Below are 19163 nucleotides of genomic sequence, written 5' to 3'. Positions count from 1 at the left end.
CCCCCCGAAGCTTCCGGGCTGGCGGTCTGACCACCCGGAAGGTGCAGCCTGCACCCTAGGTACCTAGATCACTCGGCGCAAGCATCCGCTCACTCACGCTGGCCGATAATCGATGCTGGGAAGGGAGTCTCTCCCCGGCCTAGCGAGGACAGCGACCACGACCTTCACTCGCTGGGCCCTGAGAGAACCTGGCGTCCCTCTACCGGCACAGTGAGACTGCGCTGCTGGCAGCCCCCTGCCCCCCAGCCGCGCTCGCAGTCCGCACACAGTCCGCAGGACACCCGATCAAGACCGTCGCACCCCATCGCCACCCAACAGCAAAAGGCCAGGTCAGCGACCTGCGGCCACCATCGCCGCAGGTCACCCACCCGCCCCATTACTAGGAGACGAAGAAGGCCTGACCTTCCTCGCGCGAAGCACCGCCCGAAGGGGCCCGCCCGGCAATCCCGGACGGGCCCCTTCGGCTTGCGCGCCGCCCGGCCGGGTCACGCCGTGGGGTCCACCGGGAGGGTGTAGCGGAGCTTCTGCTTCGGCGTGGCGCCCAGGCGGTCGTAGAAGCGGATCGCGCCCTCGTTCCAGGTCGGGGTCTGCCATTGGATCTCGGTGAGGCCGAGGGTGCGGGCCTCCTCGCGCAGGGCTTCGATGAACAGGGGGCCGAGGCCCAGGCCGCGTTCGGTCGCGGAGAGGTAGAGGCAGTCCATGTGGAGGTACTCGGCGCCGTCCCAGGTGGAGAGCTCGGGGGCGCACGTGGCGTAGCCGGCGAGGCGGCCGTCGGGGAGTTCGGCCACCAGGCACCGCAGGCGGGGCGGTTCGGGGCCGAAGAGGAGGCGGGCCAGGCGGTCCGCGAGGCCCGGGGCCGGCGGCGTGGCCATCTCGTACGCGGCGTGCTCGGCGGCCAGTTCGGCCACCCGGTCCAGATCCTCCGCAAGCGCGTGCCGTACGCGTGCCGCGCTCAACGGAGCTCCCCCTCGACGGCCCCTGCCGCGCGCATGACCCCCGCCGCCGTCTCGTCCACAAGATCCTTCATACCGTCATCATGCCCGGCCCCACCGACATCCCGTGCCGGCGCAGCCACTGCCGGTACGGCGCCGCCCGCAACGCCGCCTCCCGGTAGGCCGCCGCCAGGTCGGCGTACAGCGGGTCGAGCAGCGCCCCGTCGCGGGCGTAGAGGAGCAGCCGTACCGCCAGCGGGTCGTCCCGGAGCGGCCTGATCGCCATGTCCTCGCGTGGCAACGATGTCGGCTGGCAGGGCGCCACCGCCTCGCCGAGGACGATCAAGGACGCGGCCGTGTGGTAGTCGCCGTGCAGCAGCGGCGGGTCGATGCCGGCCTCGCTCAGGACGCGCCGCAGGCCGTCCCACTCGCCGTCCACCGTCGGGTCGACCATCCAGCGGTCATCGGCGAGGTCCGCCAGCTCCACCACGGACAGCGCGGCGGCCGGATGGTCCGGGGCCATCGAGACGAACTGCGGCTCCCGCTCGACCAGGACCCGCGCCAGGAGGCCGTCCGGCACCCGCAGCGGGCACCCCTCGACCTCGTGGACGAAGGCCACGTCCAGCTGGCCCACCGCGACCGACCGCAGCAGGGCGTTGGCGGAGACGTCCATGTGGAGCGCGATGTCCGTGCCCGGGAGGCCCTGGCGCAGCCGCCGCAGCCAACCCGGCAGGGCCCTGCTCGCGGTCGAACCGACCCGCAGCCGCGGCCCGTCGGTGCGGGCGGCCGCGGCCCTGGTCTCGGTGATCAGCGCGGCCATCTGGTCGACGAGCGGGCGCGCCCTGCTGAGCACCGAGCGGCCCAGCGGTGTGGGGCGGCAGCCGGTGCGGCCGCGTGCGAAGAGCTCCGCGCCGAGGGCGTTCTCGATGCGGCGCAACTGTGTCGTCAACGAGGGCTGGCTCATGCCCAGTTGCCGCGCGGCCTTGTGCAGACTGCCCGTGTCCGCGATGGCGCAGAGCACGCGCAGATGTCTCACCTCCAGCTCCATGCCCCGAGGGTAGGGCCGCACCCGGGGTCGCACCAGACACCCTCGTCCCACCAATTCCCTCTATTTCGAGGGGAGTTCAGACTCATCCCCATCAGGTGATGATGCCTTCGCGCTATCCCCTGCTGCCATCATCCGCAGCGGCCCCGGCTCCCCCGACACTCTCTCCAACCGACCAGGAGGAGCCACCCCCCATGAGACACCCCAAGGTCCTCACCGCCTCGCTCGCCGCCACCCTCGGCCTCGGACTCGCCGCCGCGCTGGGCGTCCCCACCGCCTCCGCCGCGCCCGTCGACTCCACCGTCGCGCCCACCGGGTACGCGGCGTACGCCGGGTCCGCCGAGGACGCGAAGGCGACCAAGGCGTTCCACGACGCCGTCATGAAGTCCGTGGCGAAGAAGCGGGCCGCCAACCCCGGCGCGGCAGCCGTCACCGTCGTGTACAGCGCCGCCAACGCCCCGAGCTTCCGCACCCAGATCTCCCGCAGCACCCAGATATGGAACAGCTCGGTGGTCAACGTACGGCTGGTGGAGGGCAGCAACCCCGACTTCCGCTACTACGAGGGCAATGACTCGCGCGGTTCGTACGCCAGCACCGACGGGCACGGCAACGGCTACATCTTCCTCGACTACCGGCAGAACCAGCAGTACAACTCCACCCGCGTCACCGCCCACGAGACCGGGCACGTCCTCGGCCTCCCCGACCACTACTCCGGCCCGTGCAGCGAGCTGATGTCCGGCGGCGGTCCGGGCACCTCCTGCCAGAACGCCCAGCCCAACGCCCAGGAGCGGGCACGCGTCGACCAGCTGTGGCGCAACGGCCTCGCCTCGGCCGTGAAGACCTTCTGAGCCCACCCGGGGCATGCGTCCCGGCGGGGCGGACGGCCCTGTGCCGTTCGCCCCGCCGAGAGCGAACATCCTTGGAGCCGGCCCGAGTTGCGTGAAAGCTGGGAGCACACATCCCGGACACCGGAGGCGTCCCATGACCGCCGAGCACACGAACACCCTGTACGAGGCCGTGGGCGGCGCAGACGCGCTGCGCCGATTGTCCGACACGTTCTACGAGGCGGTCCTGGCCGACCCCCTCCTCGCGCCCGTCTTCGCCGACTTCACCTCCGCCCATGTCGAGCATGTCGCCGTGTGGCTGGCGGAGGTCTTCTCGGGACCCGCCGACTTCACGGCGGAACTAGGTGGTCACCAGGCCCTGCTCCGCGCTCACCTCGGGCTCGGCATCACGGAGGAGCAGCGACTGCGCTGGATGGAGCTGATGACCGCGGCGGTGGAGAAGGAGCTGCCGGACGACGAGCTGCTGCGCCGCCGGGTGGTGGAGTACTTCGACTGGGGGACCAAGATCGCCAAGGACGTCTCGGCCGCGGAGCCGGGCACGGATCTCGGCGAACCCGGACCCACCCCGCGCTGGGGGTGGAACGGCCTCGCGTGACCCCGTGCGCCCCGCCTGACGGCCTCGCGTGACCCTCATGCGCCCCGCCTGACGGCCGCCCGGCCCGCGCTCCGCTTTCAGGCGGCCTGGCGGAGCTTGCGGCCGAACTGCGCCCCGTCCGGGAGCTGGCGCCTCACCCGCTCGAGGGCCTCGTCGAAGTCGCCCCCGGCGATGCCGGATTCGAAGGCGGCGCCGCCGTAGTGCAGCGTCAGACTCAGGTCCACGCGCTCACCGAGCGTCAGCAGGCAGCCGAGGGTGGCCTGCTGCGTGGCGCCGTCCATGACGACGGGGAGCGGCAGGTCCCACTCCAGGACACAACCGGTGAGGGCCTCGCCACCCTCGTCCGCCGCGCGCAGGGCGTCGAAGGTCGCGCCCGTGTACTCGACTCCCCTGATGCGGGTGGACACCTGGCTCCCGCCCGCCGTGATCACGATCGCTTCCGCGCCGCTGCGGTCCCGGTACCAACCGGTCCAGATTTCTGACGACTCCGATGACATGCGCGGACTGTAGCGGTCTGACCGGCTCCTTCGCGCGTCCGGTCACCCCGGGGCCGGACTTCTCCCGGTCTCGCCGTTCTTGCCGGTCACGTGCGTGCTAGTGGCTTCCGCACCACCCTCGGGAGTTCCGTCCGCGGCCCCCTCAGGGGCGTCGTCTTCCCGGTCGGCCCCCTCGGGGGCGACGTACGACCGGCACCCCGGGTTGCGGCACGACTGCACTTCCCACTCCGGCACCCAGGCCCCCAGGACCTTGTGCCGCTTCGCGACGATTTCGAGGGACTGTCCGCAGGCCTGGCATGTGGGCGTGGCCTGCGGGTCCCGTACCGTACGCGGGGTTTGGCTGCCCATACCTCCCAGGGTAGGGCGCCGCCCTTGTCACCGCTTCCTGGTGTACGTACGAACGAGCACGCCGTTGTCGAAGGCGCGCACCGCGCCGAGTTCGAAGTCGCGGGGCTCGAAGCCGGCGCCGAACATCGGCATACCGGAGCCGAAGACCTGCGGGTACGTCTTGATGATCAGCTCGTCGATCTCGTCGATGAGCTCGCCGGCGATCGTGGAGCCACCGCAGAGCCAGATGTCGAGCGGGCTCTCCTCGGCCTTCAGTTCGCGGACCCGGCCGACGAGGTCGTCGGCGATCAGCTCGACGTTGGGGTCGGGCGACTCGGCGAGCGAGCGGGTCGCGACGAGCTCCCGCAGGTGGGAGTAGGGGCTGGTGACGCCGACGTCCAGGCCGATCCGGTACGAGTTCAGGCCCTGGATCACGGTGTCGAAGCGGCGGCTCGCAGTGCCGGGCTCGATGCCGACCACGGGCCACCCGGGGGCGGCGATGGTTTCCGGGTACTCGGTCTTCAAGTACTCCAGGTATTCCCCGGCCACGTAGGCGTACGTGGACGTGGCATCGCCCTTCGGGTCACCGATGAAGCCATCGATGGAGCAGGCGATGAAGTAGGTGAGCTTGCGCAAACCGGTCCTCTTTGTCTCTGGGGTGTGGGCTGCGGTCGCAACCACGACGGCTATAGTGCTTCATCTGTAGTGGTTGCGCAAGCCCTAAGTTCGACGAGAGTCGAAGAGAACGAAAGGAACTCGGATGGCGAGGAATCCCGAGCGGCGTGCGGTCCTGCTCGACGCGGCGATCGAGGTGCTCGCGGACGAAGGCGCCCGTGGGCTGACCTTCCGGGCGGTCGACGCGCGCGCCGGTGTCCCCATGGGCACCTCGTCCAACTACTTCACCGACCGGGACCAGCTGCTCTCCCAGGTCGGGGAACGGATCTTCGTCCGACTCACCCCGGAGCCCGGCTCCGTGGACACGGCCATGCGGCCCGAGCCCAGCCGCGAGCTGGTCGTGGAGCTGATGCGCTGGCTCGCCCGGCGGATGGCGGCCGAGCGCAGCTGCTACCTGGGCCTCTTCGAGCTCCGGCTGGAGGCCACCCGTCGCCCCGAACTGCGCGCCCGGCTGACCGAGGTGCTGCGCGGCGACCTCGACGAGAACATCCGCCTGCATCTCGCCGCGGGGATGCCGGGCGACGCGGACACGGTCCGGCTGCTCTACTTCGCCCTCACCGGGCTGCTGCTCGACCACTTCACGGTCCCCGGACTGCACGACGACCGGGAGCTGGACTCCCTCATCGAGACCGTGGTGAACCGCATCGTCCCGGAGGCGTGACCCCTCAGCGGGTGCGGCGGTCACGAACCGTTGGGCTCCTCCGTCTCGAGGGCCGTCCAAGGTCCGTCCCCGGCACGGCGGCCGGGCCGGGGCGGGGAGCCGTCGGCGCGGCCCCCCGCCCCGGATCGGCGATTCCCCGGTTCGCCGGATCAGCGAGGTCAGCGCCAGCGGCTGACCTCCACGTTCTCCAGGACTCCCAGCGCGTCGGGCACGAGGATCGCCGCCGAGTAGTAGGCCGTGACCAGGTAGGAGATGATCGCCTGCTCGTCGATGCCCATGAAGCGGACGGACAGGCTCGGCTCGATCTCGTCCGGGATGCCCGTCTGATGGAGGCCGATCACGCCCTGGTCGGACTCGCCCGTACGCATACAGATGATCGAGGTGGTCCGGGCGTCCGAGACCGGGATCTTGTTGCACGGGTAGATCGGCACCCCGCGCCAGGTCGGGATCCGGTTGCCGTTGATCTCGATGGACTCGGGGACGAGACCGCGCCGGTTGCACTCACGCCCGAAGGCGGCGATGGCGCGCGGGTGCGCGAGGAACATCTTGGAGCCCCGGCGGCGCGAGAGGAGCTCGTCCATGTCGTCCGGGCTGGGCACGCCGTCGTGGGGCTGGAGCCGCTGCCCGTAGTCGCAGTTGGAGAGGAGGCCGAACTCCCGGTTGTTGATGAGCTCGTGCTCCTGGCGCTCGCGCAGCGCCTCGACCGTGAGCCGCAACTGCTGCTCGGTCTGGTTCATCGGCTGGTTGTAGAGATCGGCGACCCGGCTGTGGACCTTCAGCACGGTCTGCGCGACGGACAGTTCGTACTCGCGCGGGGAGGCGTCGTAGTCCACGTACGTGTGCGGGACGACCGCCTCGCCGACATGGCCGGCGGAGAGGTCGATCTCGGCCTCGCCGTACTTGTTGGTGCGCTGGTGGGGCAGTGCGGCCACGCCCGCGAGGTGGGCGGCGAGCGACCCGGCCCGCTCGGCGAGGTTGCGCACGTCGTCGCGGGTGAGCTCGAGGACCGTGCAGGTGGTGGCCGCGCGGGCGGTCCACTCCCAGGTGGCGTCCTCGTGGGTCAGCGAGCTGTCGCCGAAGTAGGCGCCGTCGGCGAGGACTCCGAGGATCGCCTCGTCGCCGTACGGCCCCTCGCCGATCTGCTCGACCTTGCCGTGCGCGAGGAGGTGGACGCGGTCCGTGGGCTCGCCCGCGGTGGCGATCACCTCTCCCGGCGCGTACTGGCGCTGGCGGCACCGCGACGCGAGTTCGGTGAGCGCCTCCTCGTCCTCGTAGCCGCGCAGCGCCGGGAGTTCGCCGAGTTCGGCGGGGATCACCGCGACACGCTCTCCGGTCTGCACGAAGGTGACGCGGCCGTCACCCACGGAGTAGCTGAGCCTCCGGTTCACCCGGTACGTACCGCCCTGGACCTGCACCCACGGCAGCGCGCGCAGCAGCCACCGGGAGGTGATCTCCTGCATCTGCGGGGCCGACTTGGTGGTGGTCGCCAGGTTCCGCGCGGCGGCGGTACCGAGACTCTGCTGCGGGCTTGCCTGTTCCGCGCGGACCTCGTCGCCAACCGAACCAACGGACATGGAACTCCCTCTCGATATGACTGAGCTGCGAGAGGAAGCCTTTCAGCACGGAGAGTGCGCGCGCCATTACACAAATGAGTGGGAGTGGATCACCTACGGCTGGGCATGTCACCCGGTTTCCACTCGAACAGCGCGCCTCCGTCGTCCTCATGGCGCAGTGTCCGGATCGGCTCGCACACGGCCCGAACAGGTGGCCCGGAGCTGACTATTCCGGTACTCCGGTAATCGGTTCCGTCCCGTTCCGCTTCATCCGAAGGAGTCGGCCATGGCCCCACCCATGTCCGCGAGCAGGTTCCTCGACGCACTGCGCGACGAGGGCCTGACGGTCGTCCAGGTCGGCGACTGGCGCACGCACAACCGCAACCACAAGGGCCCCTGGGGCCCCGTCCACGGCGTGATGATCCATCACACCGTCACCCGGGGCACCGCGAACACCGTCCGGCTCTGCAGGGACGGTCACAGCGCCCTGCCCGGGCCGCTCTGCCACGGCGTGATCGCCAAGGACGGCAGGGTCCACCTGGTCGGCTACGGCCGCGCCAATCACGCCGGGGCCGGCGACGACGACGTCCTGCGCGCGGTCATCGCCGAGCAGCGACTTCCACCGGACAACGAGGCCACGACGGACGGCAACCGCCACTTCTACGGCTTCGAGTGCGAGAACCTCGGGGACGGCAAGGACCCGTGGCCGAAGGTCCAGCTGGAGGCGATCGAGAAGGCCGCGGCGGCCGTGTGCCGGGCGCACGGCTGGACCCACCGCTCGGTGATCGGCCACCTGGAGTGGCAGCCGGGCAAGGTGGACCCGCGCGGCTTCACGATGGCCTCGATGCGGGAGCGGATCGCGGAGCGCCTTCGGTAGACAATGGCCGGGTGAACGCGTTCGACCTCTCCCGGCTGCGGCCCCGGCTCCCGTCCCCCTCGGAGCCGGTCGAGGACGAGCGCTTCACCCGCCGGGACCTGCGGCTGCTGCTCAAGCGCGACGATCTGATCCATCCGGACCTGCCGGGCAACAAGTGGCGCAAGCTGGTGCTCAATCTGCGCGAGGCCGACGGCCGCCCGGTGCTCACCTTCGGTGGCGCGTACTCCAACCATCTGCGCGCCACGGCGGCCGCCGGCAGGCTCCTCGGCTTCGAGACGATCGGGATCGTACGGGGGGACGAGCTGGCCGGCCGGCCGCTGAACCCCTCGCTGGCACGGTGCGCGGCGGACGGGATGCGGCTGGTGTTCGTGGACCGGTCCACGTACCGGGCGAAGACGGACCCGGCGGTGCTGGCGCGCATCCTGGCGCTGGCGGCGCAGTCGTCCCCTGGCGCGGGAGCCACCGCGGACACCCCGTACGTCGTCCCCGAGGGCGGCAGCAACGCCCTCGCCGTCGAGGGCTGCGTGGAGCTCGGACGCGAACTGCGCGGGGCCGCCGACGTGGTCGCCGTCGCCTGCGGCACAGGAGGCACGCTGGCGGGCCTGGCGGCCGGTCTCGGTCCCGGACAGAAGGCCCTCGGCGTCCCGGTCCTCAAAGGCGGCTTCCTGGGCGACGAGATACGCGCCCTCCAACGTGCCGCCTTCGGCGGTCGTCGCGGCGACTGGAGCCTCGACGAGCGCTTCCACGGCGGCGGTTACGCCCGTACGACCCCCGCCCTCGACGCGTTCGCGCAGGACTTCGAAGCGCGGCATGGACTCGCCATCGAGCGGCTGTATGTGGCCAAAATGCTCTACGGCCTCGTCGTGCTGGCCGAGGAGGGCGCGTTCGCCCCGGGAACGACCGTCGCCGCGGTGGTCACGGGCAGCCCGTCCTGACCTCAGCCCGTCCCCTCGCGGTAGGCCGCCGCCTCCTCCAGGTCCAGTCGGCGCAACAGGATGCGCAGCATCTCGTCGTCGATGGCGCGCTCGTCCCGGAGCCGCACGAAGACCTCGCGCTCGGCCTCGATCATCTCCCGCGCCAGCCGCCGGTAGGTGTCGTCGACCGTCTCCCCCGTGACCTCGTTGACGGCACCGAGGCGCTCCCACACCGCGTTGCGGCGCCGTTCCAGGACCGTGCGGAGCCGTTCGGCGAGCGGCTGGGGCAGGGCGTTGCGTTCGTCGCTCAGCAGGGCGTCGAGACGCTCCTCCGCGGCGCGGGAGGCCTCGCTCTGGGCCTGGGCCTCGGCCAGGGTCTCCTGGTAGGTGTCGCGGCCCGGCAGCTTCAGGATCCTGATGAGCGGCGGCAACGTGAGGCCCTGGACGACGAGCGTCCCGATCACGGTCGTGAAGGTGAGGAAGAGGACGAGGTTGCGTGCGGGGAACTCCACGCCGTCCGTCACCACCGGGATCGAGAAGGCGATCGCGAGGGAGACCACCCCCCGCATCCCGGCCCAGCCGACGATCAGCGGCGCTCTCCAGTCCACCCCCGGTTCGCGCTCCCTGATGCGCTCGGACAGCCATCGGGGCAGGAAGGTGGCCGGGTAGACCCAGACGAACCGGACCACGACCACCGCGACGAACACACCGACGGCGTACCAGATCGCCTCGGCGATCCCGTACCGCCCGAGGCCCTGGACGACGTACGGCAGTTGCAGCCCGATCAGGGCGAAGACGGCGGACTCCAGGATGAAGGCGACCATCTTCCACACAGCCTCCTCCTGGAGCCGGGTCGCGAAGTCCACCTGCCAGTTGCGGTGTCCGAGGAAGAGGCCGACGACGACCACCGCGAGGACTCCGGAGGCGCCGACCTCCTCCGCCGCCGCGTAGGCGATGAAGGGGATGAGCAGCGAGAGGGTGTTCTGCAGCAGGGCCTCGCCGAGCCGGCAGCGGAGCCAGTGGATGGGGGCCATCAGGACGAGACCGACGCCGATGCCACCGATCGCCGCGAGCGCGAACTCGCCGATGCCGCCCGCCCAGCTGATGCCCTCCCCGACCGCCGCGGCGAGCGCGACCTTGAAGGCCGTGATGGCGGTGGCGTCGTTCACCAGGGACTCGCCCTGGAGGATGGTGGTGATCCGGTTCGGCAGCCCCAGCTTGCGGGCGATCGCGGTCGCCGCGACCGCGTCGGGCGGCGCGACGACCGCGCCCAGCACGAGCGCGGCGGTCAGCGGCAGGTCCGGGACGAGGACGTACGCGAGCCAGCCGACGGCCACGGTGGCGAAGAGGACGTACCCGACCGAGAGCAGGGCGACGGGCCGGATGTTGGCCCGCAGATCGAGGTACGAGGAGTCCACCGCCGCCGTGTAGAGGAGCGGGGGCAGGATGAGCGGAAGGATGATGTGCGGGTCGAGGGTGTAGTCCGGGACGCCGGGGACGTACGACGCGGCGAGACCGGCGGCGACCAGAAGCAGCGGCGCCGGTACGGGTGTCCGGCGCGCCAGGCCCGCCACCACGGCGCTGGCCGCGACGAGTCCCACCAGCTCCAGTGCGTCCATTCGTCGGCCCCGTCCCCGTCTCGTTCCACCACGTAACCTGGCCATCATGAGCGAGTGCCCGCACGTTGCCGAAATGCCGCGCCCCGAACCGGCGCCGCTGACCGACACCTGCCCTGAATGCCTGGCCGACGGCACCCACCCCGTCCAGCTGCGACTCTGCCTCAGCTGCGGTCACGTGGGGTGCTGCGACTCCTCGTCGGGGCGGCATGCCACCGGGCACTTCTCGACCACCGGGCACCCCGTGATGCGGACCTTCGAGCCGAACGAACGCTGGCGCTGGTGCTTCGTGGACGGTTCGATCGTCTGAGGGCTGGGTACGACACCCCGGCAATCGACTGCCGGTCGCCGCGCAATTGGGCCCCGCAGACCTCTAGCCACTGTCCGTACTCATGGCCTTACCATGAGTGACAGACGGGGGCGGGGTCACGCCAAGGGCCCACGGCGACACGGCAGCATGGATCGCGATAGCGTCACGGCGGATTGCGCAACCGACTGCGCACCGCCCGGTTCGGGGGGCTTTCTCCCCCCGGGCCCCGAATGAGCTTGTGCCACCTTGGAGGTGAGGGTGTCCCAGATCGCAGGCGAGCCCGGGACCCAGGACTTCGTGGAAGTCCGGCTGCCCGCTGCGGGTGCCTACCTGTCCGTGCTGCGTACGGCCACGGCCGGTCTCGCGGCGCGCTTGGACTTCACCCTCGACGAGATCGAGGACTTGCGGATCGCGGTCGACGAGGCGTGCGCCATCCTGCTCCAGCAGGCCGTACCGGGGTCCGTACTGAGCTGCGTCTTCCGCCTGGTCGACGACTCGCTCGACGTGACGGTGTCGGCCCCGACGACGGACGGACGGGCACCGGAGCGGGACACCTTCGCGTGGACCGTGCTCTCCGCGCTGGCCGGGAAGGTCGAGTCGTCCGTGGCGGAGGACCGCACGGTCTCCATCAGCCTGTACAAACAGCGCGGCGCGGGGCCAGGCCCGGCGTGAGGAGCGGGGACGCGACGGCCGGCATCCCTGAGCAGCAGGCGCGGCCGCATCCGGAGGTCGAGGTCGAGGTCGCTACGGAGCAGGCGGTCCACATGAGCGAGCACCAGCAGCACAAAGAGGTTTCCGAGCCGCGGGAGGCTCCGGAGGCACACGAGTCCCAGGAGGGCCCGGAGGCGCACCAGGCCCCGGAGGCTCCTGAGACGCCCGAGCCGCGCGAGGCTCCGGATCCGCACGACCGGAGCGGGGCGCGCGCGCTCTTCATCGAGCTGCGCAAGCTCCCGGAGGGCTCTGCCGAGAAGGCGGAGCTCCGCAATCAGCTGGTACGGATGCACCTGCCGCTGGTCGAGCACCTGGCCCGGCGCTTCCGCAACCGCGGGGAGCCGCTCGACGACCTGACGCAGGTCGCGACGATCGGCCTGATCAAGTCGGTGGACCGGTTCGACCCGGAGCGGGGCGTCGAGTTCTCGACGTACGCGACTCCGACGGTCGTCGGCGAGATCAAGCGCCACTTCCGGGACAAGGGCTGGGCGGTCCGGGTGCCGCGCCGTCTGCAGGAGCTGCGGCTCTCGCTGACGACGGCGACGGCGGAGCTCTCCCAGCAGCACGGCCGCTCGCCGACGGTGCACGAGCTGGCGGAGCGGCTCGGAATCTCGGAGGAGGAGGTCCTGGAGGGCCTGGAGTCGGCGAACGCCTACTCGACGCTCTCGCTGGACGTCCCGGACACGGACGACGAGTCCCCGGCGGTCGCGGACACGCTGGGCGCGGAGGACGAGGCCCTGGAGGGCGTCGAGTACCGCGAGTCGCTCAAGCCCCTCCTGGAGGACCTGCCGCCCCGGGAGAAGCGGATCCTGCTGCTGCGCTTCTTCGGCAACATGACGCAGTCGCAGATCGCGCAGGAGGTCGGCATCTCGCAGATGCACGTCTCCCGTCTGCTGGCCCGCACGCTGGCGCAGCTCCGGGAGAAGCTCCTCGTGGAGGAGTAGTCACTCAACGGCGGGCCGAAGGCCCGCCCGCGGAGCCCGACGCGGGCGTTACGCCTCGCCGCGACGGCCGATGCCCAGGGCCTCGGTCGTCGCCGGGTTCACCAGGAGGACCAGGCCGGTCACGGCGAGGACCGCGAGGGCGATGCCCGCGGGGATCATGGCGCTGTTCGCCTGGAGGAGCTGCCAGGCGACCGGCAGGGCCAGGATCTGGGTGATGATCGCGGGGCCGCGGCTCCATCCCCGGCGCAGCAGCAGACCACGTGCGGCCGCCCCCGGGATCAGGCCGAGCGCGATCAGCGTCGCCCCGCCGGTGACCGCCTGGGTCAGGCTGTCGGGGTTTCCGGTGAGCCCGGTCACGAGCACGTACACGCCCCCGATCACCAGCGCGAGGGCCTCGATACCGGCCACCGCCGCGGCGGCGGCCAACCGGACAGGGCGGGGAGTCTGCTCCGTACTGCTCATACCTGGCAGGGTAGCCGGGGGCCGCTGCGGAGCTGTCCGCCAGGTGGCCGCGACTGGGATCGGTACCGCCGGGTAGGTACGCTGGCGGCCATGCGCGCACTTCTCGTGGTCAATCCGGCAGCCACCACCACCAGTGCGCGCACGCGTGACGTCCTCATCCACGCGCTCGCGAGCGAGATGAAGCTGGAGGCCGTCACCACCGAGTACCGCGGCCACGCCCGCGATCTCGGCCGCCGGGCCGCGGACTCCGACGACATCGACATGGTCGTCGCCCTGGGCGGCGACGGCACCGTGAACGAGGTCGTGAACGGGCTGCTGCACGACGGGCCGGACCCGGACCGGCTCCCCGGTCTCGCGGTGGTGCCCGGCGGGTCCACGAATGTCTTCGCCCGCGCGCTGGGACTGCCCAACGACGCCGTCGAGGCGACCGGCGCGCTGCTCGACGCGCTCCGTGAGCGCCGGGCACGCACAGTGAGCCTCGGGCTCGCGTCCGGGGCCCCGGGGACCGAGGACGAGGGAGTACCGGCCCGCTGGTTCACCTTCTGCGCCGGCCTCGGTTTCGACGCCAGTGTCATCGGGCGAGTCGAACAGCAGCGGGAGCGCGGGAAGAGATCGACCCACGCGCTGTACCTGCGCCAGGTGGTCCGCCAGTTCCTGGGCGAGTCGAACCGGCGGCACGGCACGATCACCCTGGACCGCCCCGGGGAGGACCCGGTCGAGGGCCTGGTCCTGTCGATAATCTGCAACACCTCCCCCTGGACCTACCTGGGCAATCGCCCGGTGTACGCGTCCCCGGAGGCATCCTTCGAGACCGCCCTGGACGTCCTCGGGCTGAGCCGGCTCTCGACCCCCGCGGTGGCCCGGTACGCCACCCAGCTGCTCACTTCGTCCCCCGAGCGGGGCCCCCACGGCAAGCATGCGCTGTCTCTGCACGACCTGACCGACTTCACCTTGCATTCGAAGGTTCCGCTCCCTCTGCAGATGGACGGAGACCACCTCGGACTGCGTACGAGCGTGGCGTTCACAGGCGTTCGCCGTGCACTGCGTGTGATTGTGTGAGTGGAAGGGCCGAAAGTCCTTTCACTCGAACGTTTAGGCTGCCATCCACCCCTTAGAAGTACGGCTGTGACCTAGCCGACACCGAGGAATCAAAAAAAAGTTTCCGGAAGGGGTTGTATCCGCTGCCGAGGTTTGCGAGTCTCTTCTTGGCGATCGGGACGGCCCGCAAGACCGGCCTCCACTGAGAGCCAGAACCCCTCCTCAATCCAAGGACCACGCCAGTTCATCTGGCAGTCGGCCCTTCCCTTGCGGGGGGATTCGTGAAAGCGTTCACATTCACAAGCAACCTGCACGTAATACCAAGAGAGGTAGCAGCCATGGACTGGCGTCACAACGCCGTTTGTCGTGAGGAAGACCCCGAGCTGTTCTTCCCCATCGGCAACACCGGTCCTGCGCTGCTGCAGATCGAGGAAGCCAAGGCCGTCTGCCGCCGCTGCCCCGTCATGGAGCAGTGCCTGCAGTGGGCGCTCGAGTCCGGCCAGGACTCCGGCGTCTGGGGTGGCCTCAGCGAGGACGAGCGCCGCGCGATGAAGCGCCGTGCCGCTCGCAACCGGGCGCGCAACGCCAGCGCCTGAGCACCCTGACAAGCCTGAGGCAAGCGGCGCGTACATCGCGTACGCAATCACCGCCCCCGAGCCGCAGCGCGCAGCAGTAACCCACAGCATTCGAGCCCCGGACCGATCTCCTCGGTCCGGGGCTCGCTGCTCTGTTCACACCGTCCGGCCCGCGCGCTCCCCCGCGCGCGTGCCTACTTCTGCGGCTGTACGGGGACGTCGAGGACGACCTTGGTCCCGCGCTCCGCGCCCGGCTGCATGTCGAACGTGCCGCCCAACTCCCCCTCGACCAGGGTCCGCACGATCTGCAGGCCGAGGTTGCCGGCGCGCTGCGGGTCGAAGCCCTCGGGCAGACCGCGGCCGTCGTCCCGGACGGTGATCAGCAACCGGGCGTCGGCGCGGGGTTCGCCGCGGACGGCCGTGACCTCGACGGTGCCCTGCTCCCCCGGCGCGAACGCATGCTCCAGGGCGTTCTGCAGCACTTCGGTGAGGACCATGGACAGCGGGGTGGCGACCTCGGCGTCCAGGATGCCGAAGCGGCCGTTGCGCCGGCAGGTCACCTTGCCCGGCGAGATCTCGGCGACCATCGCGATCACGCGGTCGGCGATCTCGTCGAACTCCACGCGCTCGTCCAGGTTCTGGGAGAGCGTCTCGTGCACGATGGCGATCGAACCGACCCTGCGCACCGCCTCGTTGAGGGCCTCGCGCCCGCGGTCGGAGTCCATCCGGCGCGCCTGGAGGCGCAGCAGGGCGGCCACCGTCTGGAGGTTGTTCTTCACCCGGTGGTGGATCTCCCGGATGGTCGCGTCCTTGGTGATCAACTCGCGCTCGCGGCGACGCAGTTCGGTGACGTCGCGGAGCAGTACGAGCGAACCGATGCGGGTGCCCTTGGGCTTGAGCGGGATCGCCCGCAGCTGGATCACGCCGCCGTTGCCCTCGACCTCGGCCTCGCGGGGGGCGTAGCCGGAGGCCAACTTGACCAGGGCCTCGTCGACGGGGCCGCGGGAGGGGGCGAGTTCGGCGGTGATCTGGCCGAGGTGCTGACCGACGAGGTCGGCGGCGAGGCCGAGCCGGTGGTACGCGGAGAGGGCGTTGGGCGAGGCGTACTGGACGATGCCGTCGGCGTCGAGTCGGATCAGGCCGTCGCCGGCGCGCGGCGAGGCGTCCATGTCGACCGCTTCGCCGGGGAAGGGGAAGCTGCCGGCGGCGATCATCTGGGCCAGGTCGGAGGCGGACTGGAGGTACGTGAGCTCCAGCCGGGACGGGGTCCGCACGGTGAGCAGGTTGGTGTTGCGGGCGATGACGCCGAGGACCCGGCCCTCGCGGCGTACGGGGATGGACTCGACCCGTACGGGGACCTCCTCGCGCCACTCGGGGTCGCCCTCGCGCACGATCCGGCCCTCGTCGAGGGCGGCGTCCAGGAGGGGGCGGCGGCCGCGCGGAACGAGGTGGCCGACCATGTCGTCCTGGTAGGAGGTGGGGCCGGTGTTGGGCCTCATCTGGGCCACGGAGACGTACCGCGTGCCGTCGAGGGTGGGGACCCAGAGGACGAGGTCCGCGAAGGAGAGGTCGGAGAGCAGCTGCCACTCCGAGACCAGCAGGTGGAGCCACTCGAGGTCGGACTCACTCAGAGCGGTGTGCTGGCGGACGAGGTCGTTCATGGAGGGCACAGGTGCGAGCGTACCTGCGGAATTGAGACACGATGAACCTGGATCTCCCGGCGTTCGTGTTGGAGGATGGGCCGGGAAACACCGTGTGCATGTGGATGGACAGACGAGAATGGTCTAGTCCACAATGGCAGAGCACCATTTTCCATGAAGACCTCCGCCCTCCCCGCACAGGAGGGTGGACGAGGTACCCGGCGCTCTCTGCCCTGACTGCGCCGAGGCCTCCCATACGGCCGAGGGACCGCACACCCCCGGCCGGGCAACTCCGGGCTGCGGTGCCGGACGGGTTGAGGGTCCCGTCGGGCGCCGTAGCCCGCGGGTGTTTCCGGGGCCCGTCGGGGCTCATGCATGCGCTCTCAGCTCCTCGCCGACGCCGGCCACGCCAGCATCGCCGCCTCGGCCACAGCCTCCAGCTCCGCCCTGGTCGCGCCGTCCCTGGACTGCTGGGACATGCCCTGGAGGACCGCTCCGTACAGCCGGGCCAGCGTGCCCGCGTCGGTGTCGCCCGGCAGCTCGCCCGCCTCGACGTCCTGCCGGATCCGGGCCTCGAACGACGCCAGATTGCTGTTGCGCCGCTCGCGCAGGGCCTCCTCGACCTCCGGGGTCGAGCAGTTGATCGCCGCGGAGATCATCAGACAGCCGCGCGGATGGGACGGGTCGGTGAAGACGTCCGCCGCCTCCACGAGCATCCGGCCGAAAGCGCCGCGCGCCGTCGGCTCCTCCTCGAACGCCACGCCGCCGTACGCGCCGTAGCTGACGGCGTACGCCTGCACGACCTCCTCGAAGAGCGCCTTCTTGTCTCCGAAGGCCGCGTAGAGGCTGGGCGCGCTGATGCCCATGGCGCGGGTGAGGTCGGAGACGGAGGTGGTCTCGTACCCGTGCTCCCAGAACGCCATCGTGGCCTGCTCCAGCGCCGTGAGGCGGTCGAAGGAGCGGGGGCGGCCGCGCTGTCTGGTCGTCATGGGACACATTCTATAGCGGCCGTTACGAAACGGTGCTACGGTTCTTTCTGTAACGACCACTATGAAAGTCAGGGGGGCGTCCGATGGGTGCGCTCAAGGGGAAGACGGCACTGGTCACGGGCGGCGGCCGGGGCATCGGGCGAGGCATCGCGGAGCGGCTCGGGCGGGACGGCGCGCGGGTCGCGGTGCACTACGGGGCCAATGAGGCGGCGGCGAAGGAGACGGTCGCGGCGATCGAGGCGGCCGGCGGTGAGGCGTTCGCGATCGGCCGGGAGCTGGGGGTGCCGGGGGACGCGGCGGCGCTGTGGACACGGTTCGACGCCCATGCGGACGGGCTCGACATCCTCGTCAACAACGCGGGGATCGGGGCCTCGCGGCCGTTCTCGACGATCGACGAGACGGAGTACGACCGGCTCTTCGCGGTGAACACGAAGGCCCCGTTCTTCCTCGCACAACAGGGTGCCGAGCGACTGCGCGACGGGGGCCGGATCATCAACATCTCCACCGGCCTGAGCCACGCCGCGATGATGCCGGAGCTGATCGCGTACGCGATGTCCAAGAGCGCCCTGGACACCTTCACGCGCTATCTGTCCAAGGTGCTGGGCGCCCGGGGCATCACGGTGAACGCGGTGGCGCCGGGGATCGTGGACACGGACGTCAACGCGGACTGGCTGCGGGGGAACGAGGAGGCATGGGCGGGCGCGGCAGCGCTGTCGGCGCTCGGGAAGGTCGGCACGCCCGCGGACATAGCCGATGTGGTGGCCTTCCTCGCCTCGCACGACGGGCGCTGGGTGACGGGCCAGTGGATCGACGCCACGGGAGGGTCGATCGCCTGACCGGGGCGGGGCTCCGGTGGCTGCGTGGACCGTCCCGTTCGACCATGGGGGTGGCACCGTCCGCCGACCGGAACGGCCTGAGCGGACGGCCTCCGCTCTGCTAGATTGAGCTTTGATTGGTCTATACCACCAGGCCCCTCACCAGCCCCTCACCAGATCGGCAGGCAAAGCGTGGAAGTTGTCATCGTCCCGGACGCCACGGCAGGCGGAGAGCTCATCGCGGACGGCATCGCCGGCCTTCTGCGTCGCAAGCCCGACGCGCTGCTCGGCGTTGCCACGGGTTCGACTCCGCTGCCCATCTACGAGGCCCTGATCGCCCAGGTCAAGGCCGGTTCCGTGGACGCCTCGGGTGCCCGGATCGCTCAGCTGGACGAGTACGTCGGACTGCCCACCGGGCACCCGGAGTCGTACCGCTCCACCGTGCTGCGCCAGGTCGTGGAGCCGCTCGGGCTCTCCCAGGACGCCTTCATGGGGCCGGACGGCGCGGCGGAGGACGTCCAGGCGGCCTGCGAGGCCTACGACCAGGCCCTGCGGGACGCCGGCGGTGTGGATCTGCAGATCCTCGGGATCGGGACCGATGGGCACATCGGCTTCAACGAGCCGTGCTCCTCGCTCGCCTCCCGGACACGGATCAAGACGCTCACCGAGCAGACCCGGGTCGACAACGCACGCTTCTTCGACAACGACATCGAGCAGGTGCCGCACCACGTCATCACCCAGGGCATCGGCACCATCCTGGAGGCCCGTCACCTGGTCCTCCTGGCCACCGGCGAGGGCAAGGCGGACGCCGTGGCCCAGACCGTCGAGGGCCCGGTCGCCGCGCTCGTGCCGGCCTCCGCGCTGCAGCTGCACCCGCATGCCACGGTCGTCGTGGACGAGGCCGCCGCGTCCAAGCTCAAGCTCGCGGACTACTTCCGCCACACCTTCGCCAACAAGCCCTCCTGGCAGGGCATCTAGGGCTTCGTCCCGCTACGACGAAGGGGCCCGGCACCGGAATAACCTGGCCGGCCCCCCCCCAAACCGCGACACAAGCCGCCCCAGGAGTCCGCCGCCCCCCCGCCCCCCACCCCGCCCGCCGCCACCCCGCCCGAGGACGGGGGGTGGGTGCCGTCCACCGGGGT

The 19163-nt window shown here is 70.9% G+C and carries 21 protein-coding genes; 12 read left to right on the top strand and 9 right to left on the bottom strand.

Annotated features, from left to right (window positions below; all coding sequences use genetic code 11):
* Positions 1 to 485 precede the first annotated feature (485 nt).
* A complete protein-coding gene (locus ACFVZW_RS18280) occupies positions 486 to 956 on the bottom strand; it encodes a GNAT family N-acetyltransferase (protein ID WP_384522384.1) in 471 nt (156 codons plus the stop codon).
* Between the two features lie 67 nt (positions 957 to 1023).
* Positions 1024 to 1980, bottom strand: coding sequence for a LysR family transcriptional regulator (locus ACFVZW_RS18275; RefSeq protein WP_384522382.1), 957 nt, complete (start codon positions 1978 to 1980; stop codon positions 1024 to 1026).
* A 191-nt stretch (positions 1981 to 2171) separates the two neighbouring features.
* Here ACFVZW_RS18275 and snpA point away from each other — a divergent pair, with 191 nt between their 5' ends.
* Positions 2172 to 2825: a snapalysin gene (gene snpA, locus ACFVZW_RS18270; protein ID WP_384522380.1), complete on the top strand. Its 654-nt coding sequence runs from the start codon at positions 2172 to 2174 to the stop codon at positions 2823 to 2825.
* Between the two features lie 133 nt (positions 2826 to 2958).
* The gene (locus ACFVZW_RS18265; protein WP_384522378.1) at positions 2959 to 3417 is read left to right on the top strand and encodes a group II truncated hemoglobin; all 459 of its coding nucleotides are present in this window, start codon (positions 2959 to 2961) and stop codon (positions 3415 to 3417) included.
* A 77-nt stretch (positions 3418 to 3494) separates the two neighbouring features.
* Here ACFVZW_RS18265 and ACFVZW_RS18260 read toward each other — a convergent pair whose 3' ends face one another.
* Both ACFVZW_RS18260 and ACFVZW_RS18255 read right to left on the bottom strand, forming a co-directional pair.
* Complete coding sequence (locus tag ACFVZW_RS18260) at positions 3495 to 3914, bottom strand: DUF6304 family protein (RefSeq protein WP_384522376.1); 420 nt, start codon at positions 3912 to 3914, stop codon at positions 3495 to 3497.
* A 375-nt stretch (positions 3915 to 4289) separates the two neighbouring features.
* Positions 4290 to 4877: a dihydrofolate reductase family protein gene (locus ACFVZW_RS18255; protein WP_384522374.1), complete on the bottom strand. Its 588-nt coding sequence runs from the start codon at positions 4875 to 4877 to the stop codon at positions 4290 to 4292.
* A gap of 124 nt (positions 4878 to 5001) precedes the next feature.
* Here ACFVZW_RS18255 and ACFVZW_RS18250 point away from each other — a divergent pair, with 124 nt between their 5' ends.
* A complete protein-coding gene (locus tag ACFVZW_RS18250) occupies positions 5002 to 5577 on the top strand; it encodes a TetR/AcrR family transcriptional regulator (protein ID WP_384522372.1) in 576 nt (191 codons plus the stop codon).
* A 158-nt stretch (positions 5578 to 5735) separates the two neighbouring features.
* On the opposite strand, the gene ACFVZW_RS18245 is transcribed toward ACFVZW_RS18250, so the two are convergent.
* Positions 5736 to 7151, bottom strand: a complete 1416-nt coding sequence (locus tag ACFVZW_RS18245; protein WP_384522370.1) for a family 2B encapsulin nanocompartment shell protein — start codon at positions 7149 to 7151, stop codon at positions 5736 to 5738.
* A 265-nt stretch (positions 7152 to 7416) separates the two neighbouring features.
* Here ACFVZW_RS18245 and ACFVZW_RS18240 point away from each other — a divergent pair, with 265 nt between their 5' ends.
* Positions 7417 to 8007 carry an N-acetylmuramoyl-L-alanine amidase gene (locus ACFVZW_RS18240; RefSeq protein WP_384522368.1) on the top strand — a complete coding sequence of 197 codons (591 nt, stop codon included), beginning with the start codon at positions 7417 to 7419 and terminating at the stop codon, positions 8005 to 8007.
* An 11-nt stretch (positions 8008 to 8018) separates the two neighbouring features.
* Complete coding sequence (locus ACFVZW_RS18235) at positions 8019 to 8942, top strand: 1-aminocyclopropane-1-carboxylate deaminase/D-cysteine desulfhydrase (RefSeq protein WP_384522366.1); 924 nt, start codon at positions 8019 to 8021, stop codon at positions 8940 to 8942.
* Positions 8943 to 8944: 2 nt separating this feature from the next.
* Here the strand turns inward: ACFVZW_RS18235 and ACFVZW_RS18230 are convergent, their stop codons facing one another.
* Positions 8945 to 10540: a Na+/H+ antiporter gene (locus ACFVZW_RS18230; RefSeq protein WP_384522365.1), complete on the bottom strand. Its 1596-nt coding sequence runs from the start codon at positions 10538 to 10540 to the stop codon at positions 8945 to 8947.
* Positions 10541 to 10586: 46 nt separating this feature from the next.
* On the opposite strand from ACFVZW_RS18230, the gene ACFVZW_RS18225 reads away from it, so the two are divergent.
* The 3 genes from ACFVZW_RS18225 to ACFVZW_RS18215 all read left to right on the top strand — a co-directional run bounded on the left by ACFVZW_RS18225 (position 10587) and on the right by ACFVZW_RS18215 (position 12502).
* The gene (locus tag ACFVZW_RS18225) at positions 10587 to 10847 is read left to right on the top strand and encodes a UBP-type zinc finger domain-containing protein (RefSeq protein ID WP_361850568.1); all 261 of its coding nucleotides are present in this window, start codon (positions 10587 to 10589) and stop codon (positions 10845 to 10847) included.
* Between the two features lie 258 nt (positions 10848 to 11105).
* Positions 11106 to 11519: an anti-sigma regulatory factor gene (locus ACFVZW_RS18220; protein ID WP_015036094.1), complete on the top strand. Its 414-nt coding sequence runs from the start codon at positions 11106 to 11108 to the stop codon at positions 11517 to 11519.
* Complete coding sequence (locus tag ACFVZW_RS18215) at positions 11516 to 12502, top strand: SigB/SigF/SigG family RNA polymerase sigma factor (protein ID WP_384522362.1); 987 nt, start codon at positions 11516 to 11518, stop codon at positions 12500 to 12502. Before ACFVZW_RS18220 ends, ACFVZW_RS18215 begins: the two co-directional genes overlap by 4 nt.
* A 48-nt stretch (positions 12503 to 12550) precedes the next feature.
* Here the strand turns inward: ACFVZW_RS18215 and ACFVZW_RS18210 are convergent, their stop codons facing one another.
* Positions 12551 to 12964, bottom strand: a complete 414-nt coding sequence (locus tag ACFVZW_RS18210; RefSeq protein ID WP_384522360.1) for a hypothetical protein — start codon at positions 12962 to 12964, stop codon at positions 12551 to 12553.
* A gap of 90 nt (positions 12965 to 13054) precedes the next feature.
* On the opposite strand from ACFVZW_RS18210, the gene ACFVZW_RS18205 reads away from it, so the two are divergent.
* Both ACFVZW_RS18205 and ACFVZW_RS18200 read left to right on the top strand, forming a co-directional pair.
* Positions 13055 to 14023, top strand: a complete 969-nt coding sequence (locus tag ACFVZW_RS18205; protein ID WP_384522358.1) for a diacylglycerol/lipid kinase family protein — start codon at positions 13055 to 13057, stop codon at positions 14021 to 14023.
* A 317-nt stretch (positions 14024 to 14340) separates the two neighbouring features.
* Positions 14341 to 14598, top strand: a complete 258-nt coding sequence (locus tag ACFVZW_RS18200) for a WhiB family transcriptional regulator (protein WP_003953983.1) — start codon at positions 14341 to 14343, stop codon at positions 14596 to 14598.
* A gap of 173 nt (positions 14599 to 14771) precedes the next feature.
* Here ACFVZW_RS18200 and ACFVZW_RS18195 read toward each other — a convergent pair whose 3' ends face one another.
* Positions 14772 to 16238 (bottom strand): sensor histidine kinase, encoded by a 1467-nt coding sequence (locus ACFVZW_RS18195; RefSeq protein WP_384522420.1) that lies wholly within the window; start codon positions 16236 to 16238, stop codon positions 14772 to 14774.
* Positions 16239 to 16600: 362 nt separating this feature from the next.
* Positions 16601 to 17206 carry a TetR/AcrR family transcriptional regulator gene (locus ACFVZW_RS18190; RefSeq protein WP_384522356.1) on the bottom strand — a complete coding sequence of 202 codons (606 nt, stop codon included), beginning with the start codon at positions 17204 to 17206 and terminating at the stop codon, positions 16601 to 16603.
* Positions 17207 to 17289: 83 nt separating this feature from the next.
* On the opposite strand from ACFVZW_RS18190, the gene ACFVZW_RS18185 reads away from it, so the two are divergent.
* Positions 17290 to 18042, top strand: coding sequence for an SDR family oxidoreductase (locus tag ACFVZW_RS18185; RefSeq protein ID WP_384522354.1), 753 nt, complete (start codon positions 17290 to 17292; stop codon positions 18040 to 18042).
* 171 nt (positions 18043 to 18213) lie between these two features.
* A complete protein-coding gene (gene nagB / locus ACFVZW_RS18180) occupies positions 18214 to 18999 on the top strand; it encodes a glucosamine-6-phosphate deaminase (RefSeq protein ID WP_384522352.1) in 786 nt (261 codons plus the stop codon).
* The last annotated feature ends 164 nt before the right edge of the window (positions 19000 to 19163 follow it).

Origin of the sequence: Streptomyces sp. NPDC059567 (assembly GCF_042735655.1) — a bacterium.
In the GTDB taxonomy this organism is placed as follows: domain Bacteria; phylum Actinomycetota; class Actinomycetes; order Streptomycetales; family Streptomycetaceae; genus Streptomyces.
The sequence above is the reverse complement of the archived record's forward strand: the minus strand, read 5'-3'. Positions and strand labels throughout refer to the sequence as shown.